General features: G+C 47.0%; 15 protein-coding genes. 14 read left to right on the forward strand and 1 reads right to left on the reverse strand.

The window, feature by feature from the left end; translation table 11 throughout:
* Positions 1-23: 23 nt before the first annotated feature.
* From M1L66_RS12005 to M1L66_RS12055, 11 genes are all read left to right on the forward strand, one after another.
* A complete protein-coding gene (locus tag M1L66_RS12005) occupies positions 24-878 on the forward strand; it encodes a hypothetical protein (RefSeq protein WP_434693154.1) in 855 nt (284 codons plus the stop codon).
* A 5-nt stretch (positions 879-883) separates the two neighbouring features.
* Positions 884-1,231, forward strand: a complete 348-nt coding sequence (locus tag M1L66_RS12010; protein ID WP_434693157.1) for a hypothetical protein — start codon at positions 884-886, stop codon at positions 1,229-1,231.
* Between the two features lie 52 nt (positions 1,232-1,283).
* Positions 1,284-1,928: a tungsten formylmethanofuran dehydrogenase gene (locus M1L66_RS12015; RefSeq protein WP_434693160.1), complete on the forward strand. Its 645-nt coding sequence runs from the start codon at positions 1,284-1,286 to the stop codon at positions 1,926-1,928.
* Entirely contained in the window at positions 1,925-2,092 is a 168-nt protein-coding gene (locus tag M1L66_RS12020) for a hypothetical protein (protein WP_187021073.1), read from the forward strand. The genes M1L66_RS12015 and M1L66_RS12020 overlap by 4 nt, the downstream gene beginning before the upstream one ends.
* Positions 2,093-2,297: 205 nt before the next feature.
* Entirely contained in the window at positions 2,298-3,089 is a 792-nt protein-coding gene (locus M1L66_RS12025; protein ID WP_434693163.1) for a helix-turn-helix domain-containing protein, read from the forward strand.
* Between the two features lie 197 nt (positions 3,090-3,286).
* Entirely contained in the window at positions 3,287-6,064 is a 2,778-nt protein-coding gene (locus tag M1L66_RS12030) for a response regulator (protein WP_434693165.1), read from the forward strand.
* 58 nt (positions 6,065-6,122) lie between these two features.
* Positions 6,123-6,821 (forward strand): response regulator transcription factor, encoded by a 699-nt coding sequence (locus tag M1L66_RS12035; protein ID WP_187021367.1) that lies wholly within the window; start codon positions 6,123-6,125, stop codon positions 6,819-6,821.
* Positions 6,811-8,043: a sensor histidine kinase gene (locus M1L66_RS12040; RefSeq protein WP_434693167.1), complete on the forward strand. Its 1,233-nt coding sequence runs from the start codon at positions 6,811-6,813 to the stop codon at positions 8,041-8,043. Before M1L66_RS12035 ends, M1L66_RS12040 begins: the two co-directional genes overlap by 11 nt.
* Before the next feature lie 42 nt (positions 8,044-8,085).
* Positions 8,086-8,769 (forward strand): ABC transporter ATP-binding protein, encoded by a 684-nt coding sequence (locus M1L66_RS12045; RefSeq protein ID WP_434693170.1) that lies wholly within the window; start codon positions 8,086-8,088, stop codon positions 8,767-8,769.
* A complete protein-coding gene (locus M1L66_RS12050) occupies positions 8,766-11,420 on the forward strand; it encodes an FtsX-like permease family protein (protein ID WP_434693172.1) in 2,655 nt (884 codons plus the stop codon). The genes M1L66_RS12045 and M1L66_RS12050 overlap by 4 nt, the downstream gene beginning before the upstream one ends.
* 232 nt (positions 11,421-11,652) lie before the next feature.
* Positions 11,653-11,985, forward strand: a complete 333-nt coding sequence (locus M1L66_RS12055) for a sporulation initiation factor Spo0A C-terminal domain-containing protein (RefSeq protein ID WP_187021062.1) — start codon at positions 11,653-11,655, stop codon at positions 11,983-11,985.
* Here M1L66_RS12055 and M1L66_RS12060 read toward each other — a convergent pair.
* Entirely contained in the window at positions 11,982-12,356 is a 375-nt protein-coding gene (locus M1L66_RS12060) for a hypothetical protein (protein ID WP_434693175.1), read from the reverse strand. The genes M1L66_RS12055 and M1L66_RS12060 overlap by 4 nt on opposite strands.
* A 517-nt stretch (positions 12,357-12,873) precedes the next feature.
* Between M1L66_RS12060 and M1L66_RS12065 the strand changes: the two genes are divergently transcribed.
* Genes M1L66_RS12065 through M1L66_RS12075 form a run of 3 tightly spaced genes read left to right on the forward strand, consistent with a single transcriptional unit; the run spans position 12,874 to position 15,631 of the window.
* Complete coding sequence (locus tag M1L66_RS12065; protein ID WP_434693178.1) at positions 12,874-14,568, forward strand: GspE/PulE family protein; 1,695 nt, start codon at positions 12,874-12,876, stop codon at positions 14,566-14,568.
* Positions 14,569-14,577: 9 nt separating this feature from the next.
* Positions 14,578-14,760 carry a hypothetical protein gene (locus tag M1L66_RS12070; protein ID WP_434693180.1) on the forward strand — a complete coding sequence of 61 codons (183 nt, stop codon included), beginning with the start codon at positions 14,578-14,580 and terminating at the stop codon, positions 14,758-14,760.
* On the forward strand, positions 14,729-15,631 hold the full coding sequence (locus M1L66_RS12075; protein ID WP_434693182.1) for a type IV pilus twitching motility protein PilT: 903 nt from the start codon (positions 14,729-14,731) through the stop codon (positions 15,629-15,631). Before M1L66_RS12070 ends, M1L66_RS12075 begins: the two co-directional genes overlap by 32 nt.
* The last annotated feature ends 11 nt before the right edge of the window (positions 15,632-15,642 follow it).

The following is a 15,642-nucleotide window of genomic DNA, read 5'->3' on the forward strand; positions in this document are numbered from 1 at the left end:
GTAAGGAACAGGAGAATAAAAGGTTGAGTAAAACATACTTTATTGTGGTTATGGCTATCCTGGCAGTGTTTTCTATCAATGGGTGCAGTAATAAGGTGAAAACGGCTGAGGCAGACAAAGAGACAGAGGAATATACAGCAGAAGAAAATACAAAAATGGCCCCGGCCCCGGTTCTGTCTGATGATATTTACAGCTTCCAGCTTAAGCTTAATGGCAAAGTATATCAATTTCCAATGAAGTACACAGAATTTGCAGCAAACGGATGGGTGTACGATGGAGATGAATCAGAGCATCTGGATTCCGGTTATATTGCCGGAACCCGGGTGTTTGCTAAAGAAGAACTGGAGGTTTATGCTGATATAATAAATTTTGATATCAATGCAAAGCCACGCAGTGAATGTTATATAGCCGGCATTAGTGTAGATAACTATCAACTGGATAAAGCCGGGGCAAGTGCCGGCACGGCAAAGGGAATTAAGATCGGAAAATCGACGGCGGCTGAGATCAGGGCAGCGTATGGAACACCGGGCTATGAGAATACGGACGATTCCGGTTTTACGAGTATTGAGTACCATATAGGAATGTATCAGTCCATAAAATTTTCCATTGACAGCGAGTCAAAAAAGCTGTCAAAGATTCAAATACAAAATTATGCAGAACCGGAAGATTTTATACCGGGAGAAGTCAGTGCGGAAGTTCCGGAAGCAGTAGGCAGATATGAAGCGCCTGACGCCGTCAGCAATGAATTTGCAGATTTTACGGTCAATTACAGCGGTGCATTGTATCGGCTGCCGGCCCCGGTCAGCGTATTTGAGGCAAACGGCTGGAAAATTGTGGAGGGCTCTTCTGATATGCAGGCTGCAGTTATGGTTGGGTGACTTTGATGAAAGACAATCAGACCCTGAAGGTGATTGCCAACAATTACAGTGAGCAGGCCACATCAATCCGTAATTGTTTTGTCATAAAAGTAAAATCAGATGAGTTTGATGCAAAGGTGCCGATTACAATTGCCAAAGGGATCACGATCGGAATGTCCCAGGCCGATTTAGAAACGATATTATCAGAAGATGGCTATGAGAAAGACGATTCATCAACTCTTTATGTTATTTACATCGTAACTCCGGTTGAGAATACACTGGACCGCTATACCATTGCAGTCCGTAAAGCCAACAGCAAGGTATGCAAAATCGAAATGGAGTATACTCCCCAATACAGCACATTTTTAAACTAACTGTAAAATGGAAGGGGAGAACAACAGTGCCGTCGGCCAGAAAGGAGCGTTTATGACTAACAAGAATAAAGCCAGTGACCAGTTTGGTGAAAGTATGGCAAAGAGGCGGGATATGGAAGAACAGCTTCATGTAATGGAAAAAACAGACTGGTCAGGTATTATGATGATCTGTATCCATGGTCAGACGGAAAACCGGATATTCGGAGTAATTGTGAATCGCTGCCTTAACCAGCCAGTCCCGTTTTGCGGACTGGATCAGTTGATATTAAAGATAGATGAGATATGTGAATCTGTGGGAACTCCCATGCTGTCTATGAAACCCCGTTTTTTGCAGGACGACAAGAGAGAGCAGTATGCCGGACTTTCAAAAGGAAGAGAAAAAGGCGGACAAAAAAGGCGTGGGAGAAAAGGTCAGGGAGGCTGGCAGGAGATGTCGGATATTTTAAAGAAACAGATGGCAGTAACCAGAGAGGCTCTGGAAATACAGATTCTGTTTCGGGGAAATGCGACTATGCAGGGAAGGCTGCGCTGCCAGCTATCCTGTAAAAAGTATGTCAGTTTTCGAAGCGCTCTGGAATTATTCCGTATGCTGAAAGAAGTGGAAAGCAGCTTCTGTGAAGACAACAGGATTACGGAAGCAGACTCCGGTTTCACAGATGTAAAGAGAAAAAAAGAGAAAAGAGGAAGGGCTATATGATGATCTGTACCGGTTGTAAGTGCAGGAATAAACAGGCGGATAATATTTGTGAAATCTGCCGGGCATTAAAAAGAATGTGGGAACTGGAAGCGTTTCAGGAAGAGTGGAGGTCACAGATTAAACTGGAAGATAATCAAAGAAATGCGGCAAGGGGAATCGTGTAATAAAGAAAATGAGTGAGTTCGATACAATTATAGAAGGCATGCATTTCGGTATCAGTAAGCATTTAATGGATAAACATTTTACCATTCTTTGGGCCAACAGATATGCCTATGAGATGACCGGCTATACAAAAGATGAATTTAGTAATAGATACCATAACAAAATTGATGAATATTATAAAAAGACAGGGAAACTTTTGACAGGGTTATGAAGGTGATTGAGGACTCCTATAATAGGAAAGAGACAGTCTGCCGTTTTGAATGCCCTGTGAAGTCAAAGCGCGGGGCAGTGGCCTGGGTTCAGATAAATGGAATGTTTTCAAATGAAAAATACAGAGGCATTCCAATAATATGGAGTGTGTTTTATGATATTACAGATACCCTTGAAGCGCAAAAAGAGTTGGTGCAGAAGACGGAAAAAGTGAATTCTGAACTCCAAAAAGTGGATAAAATGAAGCAATTGACAGGTGAGTTTTTGGAGGAATTAAGTCGTGACGTTCGTTCATTGGTCAATATAATTACTGGGATGGCGGACGTAGCAGAACTGTACTTAACCGACCAGACGACATGTGAAAATTGTTTAAAAAATATCCGCAGAACCAGTAGTAAACTGAAAAAAAGATACTTGATGCCCGTAGGATTTTTCATGAGGAGGCTAGTTGATTTTATGGGATATAACCGTATAAAGGCGTCCAAACGAATCAGAGCCAGAAGAAAGGAACTTGGACTGACAGGCGCTGAGGTTGCAGCCAGAATTGGAAAAGCAGAACATTATTATGGTGATATTGAAAGAGGCAGCTGCGGTATGTCGATAGATACCCTGGTGCAGCTTTCCGAGGTACTGGATATATCGGTCGATTATGTTTTATTTGGAAGAGATGAGGGGATCGAAGGTTCTATAATCGTTCGTGTGTCCCGGATTTTAAGACATTACAATATGCGAAAACAGCAGTGCGCCTTAGAATTAATGAAATATTATCTTAATTTGGAAGAAAGTTAAAATTATAGTCTTTTAAAAGTGATGAGAGATGGAGATCCGGTACAGCATTGTTCCGGATCTTTTCTAGTTTCTGTTTCCACAAAATCCACTGATTTATTGCTATTTATAACAAGCTTTGCTATACTCTTATTAATGCTGGTTGTGAACGAATAAAAAGTTTTTACAGCTAAGAGTGAAGAGAATACAGGAGAAACATCATGATTATGGAAACAGAATATACAGGACAAAGCCAGACGAATAATTCCTCCATCTCATGTCCGGCGGCATTCCATACGCTTAACACCGGCGTAATAAGCTGTGCGTTGGATGAGGGGCTGACCTTTTTATGGGGAAATACCAGCTTTTTTAACAGAATCGGATGTTCCGAACAGGAATATCGCCGCCTTTATCATAACCTGAAGCAATACTATGCAGATTATCCTGAGGATTTTCAGAAGATCAGCCAGGCCGCGTTACAGGCGGAAACAGAAGGAAGTGGTCATGTGAAGCTGACCGTGCGGCTGCCTTTGATGGAGGGGAGTTTCCTGTGGATACAGCTTTCCGGTTCGGTGTTGGAGCAGGCAGGTAGCCTTGTGTTTCAGTCGGAATTATCGGATGTGGATGTATTGATGGCCGAAAAAGAGGAAATTACCCGGCTGTATCAGCAGAAGCGGCAGTATTTTCGCTGGATTATGGATACATATCCTAGCAATATATACATCAGCCACATGGATACATATGAACTGCTGTACCTGAACCATAATGCATGTGAAACTCTGAAAAAAATTCCGGCGCAGGTATTAGGACACAAATGCTATGAGGTTATCCAGGGGCGAAATGCGCCCTGTCCCTTCTGTACCAACGATAAACTGCGGGAGGAAGAGGATTATGACTGGGAGTTTGACAATCCGGTTCTAAAGAAAACATTTATAATAAAGAACCGGACTATTAACTGGGAAGGCCATCGGGCGCGCATTGAATTGTCACATGACATGCAGAGTACGGAATACAAGCTGGCTAAAAAGGATCAGGAGAAAAATGCGATCATCCAGGCGATCCCAGGAGGATTTGCTAGGGTTGATGCACATGATATGAGGACTGTACTCTGGTATGGCGGTGAATTTTTGAATCTGATCGGATATACCAGGGAAGAGTTTGAAAATGAACTGCACAGCCAGTGCACCTATGTTCATCCAGAAGATATTGAGCGGGCGGCAGCAATCATGGACAGCTCCAGGAAAAACGGTAAAAAGACTGTGGCGGAGGGGCGTATTATCACGCGGGACGGAACCGTGAAAATACTGACCATGACATATACCTATGTCAGTGCAGAGGACAGCTGGGACGGCATTGCCTCCTTCTATAGCGCCGGAATTGATGTGACAAGGGAGCGGATGGAGCAGGAACGACAGAGGAAGGCGTTAGAGGATGCCTATCAGGCATCCCGTATAGCCAACGATGCCAAGACCAACTTCCTCTCTGCCATGTCTCACGATATCCGCACACCTATGAATGCTATTATGGGTATGGCCGTCATTGCCCAGTCCAATCTGGCGAATCCTGATAAACTGAAGGATTGTTTAAGTAAGATCAGTACCTCCAGCAGGCATCTTCTGGGACTGATTAACGAAGTGCTGGATATGTCCAGAATCGAAAGCGGAAAAATTAATCTGTCCTCTGAAGTAGTTTCCCTGCCTGATTTGATGGAGGACGTCATCGATATATGCCGACCCATGTCCAGCCAAAAGCATCACAAACTGTTTATCAGTGCGGATCATGTGCATCATGAGAAGGTGGTAACAGATTTGGGCCGCCTGCAGCAGGTTCTGGTAAATCTGTTGTCCAATGCGGTGAAATATACCCCGGATGGAGGAACCATCAGTCTGCGGCTCAGAGAAATGCCTTCTATCATTCAGGGGCGGGGGCAGTATGAATTCATTGTCACCGATAACGGGATTGGGATGTCGGAGGATTTCGTACAACATATCTTTGAACCGTTTATTCGGGCTGAGGATTCCCGTATCAGCAAGATACAGGGGACAGGTCTTGGAATGACCATTACGGAGAATATCGTACGCATGATGAACGGAACTATCGAGATCAAGACCAGGCTGGGAGAGGGAAGTCAGTTTATTTTTGCGGTTACATTTGAAGTGTGTGAGGATGAGGAACTGTGCAGGGGGGAACTGGCCGGTCTTCCGGTACTGGTGGTAGACGATGACCAGATAGTGTGTGAAAGTGCCTCTGAATTGCTGAAGGAGCTGGGGATGCGCGGAGACTGGGTACAGTCTGGCAGTGAGGCTGTCACCCGTATTGCAGAGGCCCGGGACAAGGGAGAGGATTACTATTTTGTCATTCTGGACTGGCAGATGCCGGATATGGATGGGCTGGATACTGTCAGGGCAATCCGCAGGAAGCTGGGCAGTGATGTCCCCATTATTATAATCTCCGCCTACGATTACTCGGAGATCGAAGAGGAGTTCCTGCTTGCAGGCGCGGATGCCTTTATAGCAAAGCCTCTGTTTAAATCCAGGATGGCGTGTACCCTCCATAAATTTTGCAGAAGCAGCACGGGGGAACTTACTGTCCTGACCGAACAGACACAATCGTTCCTGACCGGCAGGCGAATCCTGCTGGCGGAAGACAATGAACTGAACCGTGAGATTGCGGTCGAACTGCTTCAGATGCAGGGGCTTGTGGTAGAGACTGCGGAGGATGGGCAGCAGGCGGTTGAAAAATTCCGTTTATCCGGCCTTCAGGAATACAACTGCATTTTAATGGATATTCAGATGCCGGTCATGGACGGCTATCAGGCCACGGAAGCAATACGCGCCCTTCCGCGCGCGGATGCAAAAAATATTCCCATACTTGCGCTGACAGCCAATGCTTTTGCATCGGACCTGGGCAAGGCTCATAATGCGGGAATGAATGATCATATTGCAAAGCCCATTGATTTAGAACATCTTGTGGGGATTTTGAAAAGGTGGATCGTCTGAAGAGAAAAGGTATTGAGGGGAAGAATTTTATAAAATGGAAAGGACATCGAGGGAGATTATGGCACAGGAAATTTTATTGATAGAAGATGATGACACCATTCGTACTGCTTTAAAATATGCTTTGGAGGATGCTGGATACCAGACTTTGGAAGCGGAATCCATGGAGGCAGTCCGGCGGGTTTCGTGGAAGGAGGTAGATCTGATTTTGTTGGATCTGGGGCTGCCGGACGGACATGGCCTCCAATTTTGTGATGAAGTATGCCGGGCTGCCGGTCCTGCAGTGATTATCGTGACGGCCCGGGATGACGAGCAGGAGATTATCTGTGGACTGAATACAGGTGCGGACGATTACGTGACGAAGCCATTTAAACTGGGGGTACTGCTGTCGCGTATTGGCGCAGTTCTTAGGCGCAGAAAGCGGGAGGAAACAGAGAGCATGGCTGTCGGCGATGCGATTGTCTGCGGACCTGTGACATTATATAAGTCCGGAACTACGGCTACGGCTGATGGAGAGCAGCTTCAGCTGACTGCCGGAGAATACCGGCTCCTGGAATACTTAATGGAAAATAAAAACCGGACAGTAACCAGAGCTATGATCTTGGGGGCGTTGTGGGATCAGCAGGGGAATTACGTGGAGGACAACGCCCTGACCGTTCTGATGAGACGTCTTCGTGAGAAACTCGGTCCCAATGGACAGCAGATAATCAGGACTGTGCGGGGAATCGGATATAAAGCGGAGGATGGATATGAAAAGTAAAGGGCAGAGAGCTGCTGTTACCACAGGTCTGATGGGATTGTGTCTGTTGTTCTGTCTGGCGATTTCTGTCTCTGTCGTCAGGCGATGCGAAGCGGCTTTCTATGATCGGGCGGCAGCGGTGGCATCTGTATTTCCGGATAAAGCCTCTGATGTGATGGCGGCATTAAAAATTCCATCTGCCGCCGATCTTTTGGCCGGCCGTAACATACTTTCCGCCTACGGTTATAATGGACAACTGCTGGACGCAAGGTTTATAGCCGCAGAGATCATCAGTGTCTCTCTGCTTTATTTGCTGTGTTTTTTTATAATTGCGGCACTGGCTTTGGCGGCAGGAAGACGAAGGGAAGCCCGTCGGATTGCGGATCTGGTTCAGTATCTTCGGCAGGTGGAAAGCGGTGTATATCCGGTGCTGCCGCGTTCAGGGGAAGATAAATTCTCCCATTTGGAAGACGAATTGTATAAGACAGTATCCGCCTTGCGGGAAAGCCGGGAGATGGCTGCGCTGGGAAAAGAAAATTTAGCAGTGAATCTGGCCGATATCTCCCACCAGTTAAAGACTCCGCTGACCGGTGTATCCCTGATGGGGGAGCTGCTTCTTAACAGCCTTACCGATAAAAAACAGAGACAGGCGGCAGAGACGATCATCAGCCAGAATAGCCGAATGACGGATCTGGTGTCTTCGCTTTTAACTCTGTCCAAATTGGATGCGGGAGTATTGCCGCTTAACCGGAAACCAGTTTCGGCTAAAGATGTGATTTCCAGTGCGGTGCAGGCGGTTGATCCGCTGTTAAAACAAAAAAGGCAGAACCTGGTGATTCAGGGAGACAACGATTCCGTTCTTTTCTGTGATTTCGGCTGGACTGCGGAGGCATTTGGTAATCTTATAAAGAACTGCAGTGAACACAGTCCGGAAGGTTCCCAAATCACCGCAGCAGCTGAGCAAAATCCAATCTATACCCAGATTACAATAGAAGATGAAGGCTCTGGCTTTTCCCCAGAGGATATCCCCCATCTGTTTGAACGTTTTTATCGGGGAAAGCAGGCAGTCCGGGGAAGTATCGGTATCGGGCTGGCTCTGGCAAAATCCATTGTCGAACGACAGGGAGGTGAGCTCTATGCAGAGAACAGCAAGGACTGCAGCGCACGATACGTAATTCGTTTTTATGAACACGCGCCAGAAGAAAATAATGAGTATATGCGGTCTCTGACACCGAATTGTTAGTTTGGTTTAGTAAAATGGTCTGCAAAGGAGGTAATTAAAATTATGAATATTCTTCGCTGCGAACATCTTACGAAAACTTATGGCTCGGGTTCTACCATGGTAAATGCCTTAAACGGGGTGGAGCTTGCTGTCGAAAAGGGCAGTTTTGTAGCTATTGTCGGCACTTCAGGCTCTGGAAAGTCTACACTGCTCCACTTGCTGGGAGGGGTAGACCGTCCAACATCCGGCCATATCTTTATTGAGGATACAGACATTGCATCTTTGAGCGAGAAGCAGCTGTCCATCTTCCGCCGCAGGAAGGTAGGGCTGATCTACCAGTTTTATAACCTGATTCCTACACTGGATATTCGTCAGAACATTCTTTTACCTATGCTGCTGGATGGGCAGAAACCGGATGAAAACCGTTTTTCGGAGCTGGTTCAAACGCTGGGCCTGGCGGATCGGCTGTCCCACCTGCCGCACCAGCTATCAGGAGGACAGCAGCAGAGAGCGGCAATTGGCCGGGCCCTGATCTACCGGCCGGCCATATTAATGGCTGATGAGCCGACTGGAAATCTGGACCGGAAGAATTCTCAGGAAATATTAAGCCTTTTAAAGGTGTCAAACCGACGGTATAAGCAGACGATACTTTTAATTACGCATGATGAACGACTGGCTTTGGAGGCCGACCGGATTATCACCATAGAGGATGGCCGCATCATTTCAGACCGGGAGGTGAGAAAATGATGGTGCTGTTTCGTTATACGCTGGAAACTCTCCGCCGAAACAAGTATACTTCACTTTCCATTATGGCTGCCATACTTCTTGCGTCCACACTGCTGTACACCTTATGTTCCTATGGATATAACCAGTGGCGGTGGGGAATAGAAATTGCAGAATATAATGGTGGATCCTGGCATGGGGAATTGGGCGGCAATTTAAAACAGAAGGACCTGGAACTGGTGGATCATAATATCCACGTGAAAGAGACTATGGTGAAAGGGCCATTTCGATCCATAAAGCTGCCGGCTGACGCTTCCATTCCTTATCTGTTCCTTTTGGATGCGGATAAAAATTACTGGGAGGAGATGGGGGAGAAGAACGGAATTCTGGAAGGACGGGTGCCGCAAAAGCCGGGAGAGGTGGTGGTATCCAAGACATTCTTTGAGAAAAATCCACAGTACCGCCTGGGGGAGACCCTGACGCTTCCAAAAGGAAAAAGGCAGCTGGGAGATGAGAACCTGGGCACCGGAATCTACAGAGATGGAGAGGCGTTCGTTCAAAATGATGAGGAGACCCTGACGCTGGTAGGAAAAATTGATGTGACAACCCCTACCACGGTACCTGGCTATTATTCTATGGGTTATCTGGAACGCTCTGCCATATTACCGGAAGATGATCTCGTTGTTTATCTGAAAATGAATCAAATGAGGGACATCTATAAGGTAATGCCTGAAATTGCAGAAACGCTTGGGATTGAGAAGGATGAATATGGACAGTACAAAAATAATTTCCGCTATAATACAGTGTTATTGAGGTATTTTGGAATATTTGATCCGCAGGAACCGTTTAACCCCCTAAATTATATTAATGTAATAATCTATGGGCTGCTGATCTTTTTATCGGCTATGGCGTTTGTCCTGATTATTCAGAGCGCCTTTGCGTTGTCTGCCGTTTCTCAGGCCAGACAGCTGGGGATGTTCCGCACAGTCGGAGCGACTCCGGGCCAGATACGTCTGACGATTCTGATGCAGGGAGTCCTGCTGGCGTCCATTCCCATTCCGTTGAGTCTGGGGCTGGGTCACCTGTTTATATCTTTTATGTATGGACTTTATACCGATATAGCGGGAGATTTGCTGTATTTTCCGATTACGGTTCGTTTTTCCTGGGGCATTGCAGTGTTGGCAGTGCTGGTTTCTCTGGCTACTGTGCTGCTGTCTGCATTCCTTCCCGCGAGGTGGATTGCCGGATTGTCTCCATTAGAGGCTATACGGGATCCTGAGGGAAAACAGCGGATAAAAGCAGGCAGACACTGCTGTTTCTTCTCCCAAATATCCGGAATCTGCGGGCAGCTGGCTTTCGCCTCCTACAGGGCCAATCGCAGGGCTTTTCGGTCCGGCATCATTGCAATGACCCTCTGTCTGGTTCTGGTACTTTCTTTTTTCAGCCAGCTTTTAATCAGCGATCTGGTATCAGAACGGAATCGGCAGGCCAATCACTACAATATCAGGGCAAGACTGCAGATGACAGAGGAACTGGATCCTGCGCTGTGGGAGGAGGTTAAAACAATACCAGGTATAGTGGAAATGGCATATTACAGCGCAAAAAGGGTATCTCTCTGGGTTTCGCCCTCGCAGGAACTCGACGCTTTTTCGGAGAAAGGCGGGCTTGCATCGATCGATGGCGGACAGTTTAGCGTGGTGGAGAGAAACGGCAAATATCGTATCCAGGCAGAGATTATTGGGTTAGAACCGGAATATTTCGACGCGTGGTGCCGCCGGCAGGGAATAGACCCAGTCCCATATTATAATACCGGTCAGCACAGGGCGCTTGCCATGAGCTGGGCACCGGCGCACCCGTTCAGCAATAATAATGAGAAGGCCAAAGAGTTTTTTCCTTTTTTAAAGTTATCGCAGGGTCAGCGGCTTGAACTGGAAGAAAAGACGGATGATTCCATGGATTCGGATTATACATTTTCTTTTGATGTCGGCGCGGTAATAGACGGACCGCCGCAGATCGATTATAATCCCAGGGATTACCGGGTCATATTCTGTGTTCCCATGGAGACGTATTACGCTGTGGCTGAACATTTTCAGCCGGAATACGCAGCCGCGTCTTATCGTACGTATCTGCTTCTGAAGACTTCGGGAGCCGATGACCTGGCGGTTACGCAGCGGGTGCGGGAAATATGTGAGACGGATCTGTCCACTGAGGATGTGTCGCTTTACAGCCTTGAGGAAGACCGATTAAGTAATGAGACCGGAGGCCGGGCTATGGGGGCGGTGATTAACTGTATCGGCGCATTGCTGGGCTTTATCGGAATATCTCATGCCTTTTCATCGGTTACCGGTTCTATGCACCAGCGTCGTAAGGAATTCGCCATGCTGCGGTCGGCGGGAATGGATTCAGCGGCAGTCAGGAAGCTGCTGCTTATAGAAGGTCTGCGAATGGCCATTGCGCCAGTGCTTCTGGCGATTCCAATCATTGCCGCGATGTGGGCATTTCTCCTGAAAACCACAGAAATATCCTGGAAACCTTTTTTGCTGCAGCTTCCTGTTGGAAAGATGAGCAGCTATATGTTGGCAGTTACGGCGGTGATGTGGCTGGCCTATTGGATTTCTTCACGGTGGATTCAAAAAGATACGATTATTGATGCAGTTCGGGATGAGACCATATAGGGGCTGTAAGGTAAGAATTTTGGACTTATGTATGAGCTGCTACAGGGATACTGTTTATGACAGTGTCCCTTTTCCATTGATAAAGGGTGATATTCTTTATATTCTTCCATCAGGCGTTATAAATAAAAACTCTCAACGTTTATATATACGTCGAAAAAAGTCGAGATATACCGATTGATTTGCCATAAATTTCCATAGTATGATTGAAGGTGATAGGGAGAGGAGAAAAGCCATGAGAGAAAGAGAGATAGAAAATCTTTTGCTACGGCTTGGAGCGAATCGATCATATACAGGATTTTACTATGTAATATCTGCAGTACAATTATCCATAGAAGATGGAGATAAGTTACAATTAATATCGAAATGGTTATATCCAGAGGTAGCAAAGAAATATCATACATCAGTACAATGCGTAGAGAGAAATATCAGAACGCTGGTTGCATTAATATGGAATAAAGGTGACCGGTCACTGCTCGAACATATTGCCTATACCCCTTTGAGAAAGAAACCGAATAATGCCGCATTTATTTCTATATTGGTTTCCTATCTTTGTGATGAGAGCTAGGACGGAGTTATATTTTTACTGTTTTTTACTAACTGCCAGATGAATTGATGCATCCAGTCTACGGTTCCCTGTAATTTTACATTTTCAGTATTTAATTCGTCGATTTTATAAGTGAGAATTGCAATGATTTCACGAGTGTTATTTATCTTATGCGGAGCAATGATTCTTTGAACAATGGGAGAGGATGAAGCAATCATTTGATCAGCAATTAATTCATCACGTTCATAACAGTTTAAATTGACGAATTCTTTATATTCTATTGGCAGCAGCACCATATCAAGATCACATCTCGGACAGACCGCATATTTGGCTAAAGGATAATAAGAATAAAACCCGCATTTTTTGCAAAAATATACTGATAAGTCGCGCATCAGAAATCTCCTTTTAAAACTTTTTTATAGTTAGATTATAACTCTAAAAAAGTTTTTAAGGAGCATACAGTAATTCGACAAAAAACGACGTATACTCTGCAGACCGGTGATCCAGACCGGTTTGCAGAGTTTTTTAATGGAAAATGGCATTGGTTCAAAAAAACACGAGATGCTGCATTGCATGCCCGTCAGGGAAAAGGAATTGCAGACCGAAAACCTGACCGCGTTTACTGACCGGTGGCAGTCTTTTATAGAAAACAGCATGAACATTTTCTATTCAAAGTTTCCTCCCCAGTTATGAAAGCAGAATACGGGGACCATGAGCATGACTTGCCTGGCCAGATGAAGCAGGATAAAATAGACCATATATTTCCTGAAGTACGTTTATTACATAAGTTAATTTTTTTATTTTCAGAAAAGAGTTATAAATGTCTTTATTTGTTGAAAATGTAATGAATATTTGTTATACTGAGGTATGTCGAATATTGTAAAAAATAGCAGAAATGGGAAGACTGTCATGGCATATAAAAAATTGGGAGATCTGCTTCAGTCAGTAGGACTTATTAGCAGCAGTCAGCTGGATGAGGCGCTGGCGTTACAGAAGGAAACAAAGGAGCGGCTGGGTACTCTGCTGATCAGCCACGGCTTCATCACGGAGAATCAGCTGATTGAAGCGCTTCAGATGCAGCTGGGCATAGAGTTTATAGATCTGTCCAAGGCAGAGATCGATCCCCAGATGTCCACATACGTACCTAAGAACATCGCCCGCAAGCATGGAGTCGTGCCGGTCCGTGTGGAAAAGGACCGGTTGTATCTGGCGATGAAGGACCCGATGAACTTCGTGGCTCAGGAAGAGGTGAAGACGGCTTCCAGAAAACGGGTCATCCCCATGATCTCCACCTCCAACAGTGTAGACCGGGCAATCCTTAACCTGTATGGGAATGAGGGGGTGGCCAAGGCCATCGAGGAGATGAAACAGCAGGCCAGCACTCTGCCGGATCAGCAGGAAGACAGCGCCGGCCCGGTGGTGATCGGGGAGGAAGACAGTATCAGCGCCCCCACAGTGCGGCTGGTGAATTCGATCATTGAGCGGGCCGTCACCGAGCGGGTCAGCGACATTCATATTGAACCCAGAGAGGAAGATTTAACAGTCCGGATGCGCATAGACGGTATGCTTCACCGTATTTTAAATGTACCGAAGGACCTGCAGGCCTCCGTCATCTCCCGTATCAAGGTTATGGGAAAGATGAACATAGCTGAACACCGGATTCCCCAGGATGGACGCGCCAATGTACGCATTAAGAGCGAGGATATCGATCTGCGTATCTCTACGCTGCCTACTATTTACGGGGAAAAGGTGGTAATCCGTCTGCTGAACAAGTCGATCTCTCTTTTAAGCAAGACGGGAATCGGACTGACCGGATCGGATCTGGAGAAGTATGTGAGGCTGATTTCCAATCATAACGGAGTGGTTCTGATCGTCGGCCCTACGGGAAGCGGCAAGTCTTCCACCATGTATACCATGATTGGTGAGCTGAATCAGGAAGCAGTCAATCTGGTTACGCTGGAGGACCCGGTGGAGTACAATATATCTGGTATTAATCAGGTTCAGATAAACGAAAAGGTGGGAATGACATTTGCCAATGGCCTGCGTTCCATACTCCGTCAGGATCCGGACATCATAGCGGTAGGAGAGATCCGTGATGGGGAGACTGCGGAGATTGCCATGAGAGCGGCAATTACGGGCCATCTGGTTCTGTCAACGATTCATACCAATGATGCCATATCGACCATTGACCGTCTGAAGGATATTGGCGTAGAACCGTATCTGGTTGCCAGCGCATTGAACGGCATCATATCCCAGCGTCTGGTGCGCTGTATCTGTCCAAACTGCAAGACAGCCTACACGCCAACCGATGAGGAACTGGAGATTCTGGGGCTGAGGCCGGGAAATGGGACCACATTTTACAGAGGAAAGGGCTGCCCTCACTGTTTTGACACGGGATACCGGGGAAGAACCGGCGTCTTTGAGATTCTGATCATGAACCGGGAGACCAGACGGTGCATTTCCGAAAATGACAGCAAGGCAAATCTGTTAAAAGCAGCAGAAGGCCCGGATTTTGTATCGATTCGTGACAACTGCCGCCGCCTTGTGATGGAAGGCGTCACTACGGTGGAAGAGGCAAAGCGTACCATCAATTCGGTGGAATAAGGAGGCAAAATGCTGCAAATCGGAGAAATGATACAGAAAGCAGTGACAGATGGCTGCTCAGATATTCATCTGGTAGAAGGGCTTCCGCCCAAATGCCGCCGGGATGGCCATCTGTTCAGTCTGGACGATACGGTTCTTACAGATGATGACTGTGAGGCCTATGCGAAGGAGCTGGCAGGAGACCAGTTATGAAGCGATCCGGACCATGGGAGAACTGGATTTGGCTTCCGCCTATGACGGAATCCGCATCCGGGTCAATCTGTTCCGCCAGCAGGGGCATATTTCGGCCGCCCTGCGGATATTAAGCAGCCGTATTCCCAGCCTTGACAGTCTGGGACTTCCGCCCCCTGTCATGGCGTTCCCTGAGTTTAATCGCGGGATCGTGCTGGTGACTGGTGAGACCGGTTCCGGGAAGTCGACCACCCTGGCTGCGATTCTGGAAGCGATTAACTGCACGAGGGAGGCTCATATCGTAACGCTGGAAGATCCTGTGGAGTATGTGTACGAACCGAACCAGTGCATTATCAATCAGAGGGAGATCGGAAGGGATACGAGAAGCTATTCCGATGCCCTGCGCGCTGTGCTGCGGGAAGATCCGGACGTGATTCTGATCGGAGAGATGAGGGACCGAGATACCATAGAGACGGCATTGACCGCGGCGGAGACCGGCCATCTCGTGTTTTCCACGCTGCACACCAACTCGGCGGCTGACTCGATCGACCGGATTGTAAACGTATTTCCGACTAACTTTCAAAACCAGATCCGGATGCAGCTGTCTACCTGCCTGCGGGCCGTGCTTTCCCAGCAGCTTCTGGTGAGAAAGACCGGAAAGGGCCGGGTGGCGGCCTGTGAATTGATGATGGTCACCCCAGCCATACGGAATCTGATCCGGGAAGGCAAGACGCCTCAGATCGCCAATTCCATGGCGACATCGGCAGCGGAGGGCAGTATCACCATGGACAATTCCCTGATCCGCCTGTGGAAGAGCCAGGCAATCTCGGGAATGACTGCCAGGGAGGCGGCCTGGGACCAGGACTATATAAAGAAGTTTATTGTCGGGTAATAACCCACAGA

The sequence above is a fragment of the Hungatella sp. SB206 genome (assembly GCF_051132295.1).
In the GTDB taxonomy this organism is placed as follows: Bacteria; Bacillota; Clostridia; order Lachnospirales; family Lachnospiraceae; genus Hungatella; species Hungatella effluvii.

What these genes read in the sequence shown, in the direction of transcription:
- M1L66_RS12010 (WP_434693157.1), top strand. Translation starts at nt 884, where the DNA reads ATGAAAGACAATCAGACCCTGAAGGTGATTGCCAACAATTACAGTGAG.
- M1L66_RS12015 (WP_434693160.1), top strand. Translation starts at nt 1,284, where the DNA reads ATGACTAACAAGAATAAAGCCAGTGACCAGTTTGGTGAAAGTATGGCA.
- M1L66_RS12020 (WP_187021073.1), top strand. Translation starts at nt 1,925, where the DNA reads ATGATGATCTGTACCGGTTGTAAGTGCAGGAATAAACAGGCGGATAAT.
- M1L66_RS12025 (WP_434693163.1), top strand. Translation starts at nt 2,298, where the DNA reads ATGAAGGTGATTGAGGACTCCTATAATAGGAAAGAGACAGTCTGCCGT.
- M1L66_RS12030 (WP_434693165.1), top strand. Translation starts at nt 3,287, where the DNA reads ATGATTATGGAAACAGAATATACAGGACAAAGCCAGACGAATAATTCC.
- M1L66_RS12035 (WP_187021367.1), top strand. Translation starts at nt 6,123, where the DNA reads ATGGCACAGGAAATTTTATTGATAGAAGATGATGACACCATTCGTACT.
- M1L66_RS12040 (WP_434693167.1), top strand. Translation starts at nt 6,811, where the DNA reads ATGAAAAGTAAAGGGCAGAGAGCTGCTGTTACCACAGGTCTGATGGGA.
- M1L66_RS12045 (WP_434693170.1), top strand. Translation starts at nt 8,086, where the DNA reads ATGAATATTCTTCGCTGCGAACATCTTACGAAAACTTATGGCTCGGGT.
- M1L66_RS12050 (WP_434693172.1), top strand. Translation starts at nt 8,766, where the DNA reads ATGATGGTGCTGTTTCGTTATACGCTGGAAACTCTCCGCCGAAACAAG.
- M1L66_RS12055 (WP_187021062.1), top strand. Translation starts at nt 11,653, where the DNA reads ATGAGAGAAAGAGAGATAGAAAATCTTTTGCTACGGCTTGGAGCGAAT.
- M1L66_RS12060 (WP_434693175.1), bottom strand. Translation starts at nt 12,356, where the DNA reads ATGCGCGACTTATCAGTATATTTTTGCAAAAAATGCGGGTTTTATTCT.
- M1L66_RS12065 (WP_434693178.1), top strand. Translation starts at nt 12,874, where the DNA reads ATGGCATATAAAAAATTGGGAGATCTGCTTCAGTCAGTAGGACTTATT.
- M1L66_RS12070 (WP_434693180.1), top strand. Translation starts at nt 14,578, where the DNA reads ATGCTGCAAATCGGAGAAATGATACAGAAAGCAGTGACAGATGGCTGC.
- M1L66_RS12075 (WP_434693182.1), top strand. Translation starts at nt 14,729, where the DNA reads ATGCGAAGGAGCTGGCAGGAGACCAGTTATGAAGCGATCCGGACCATG.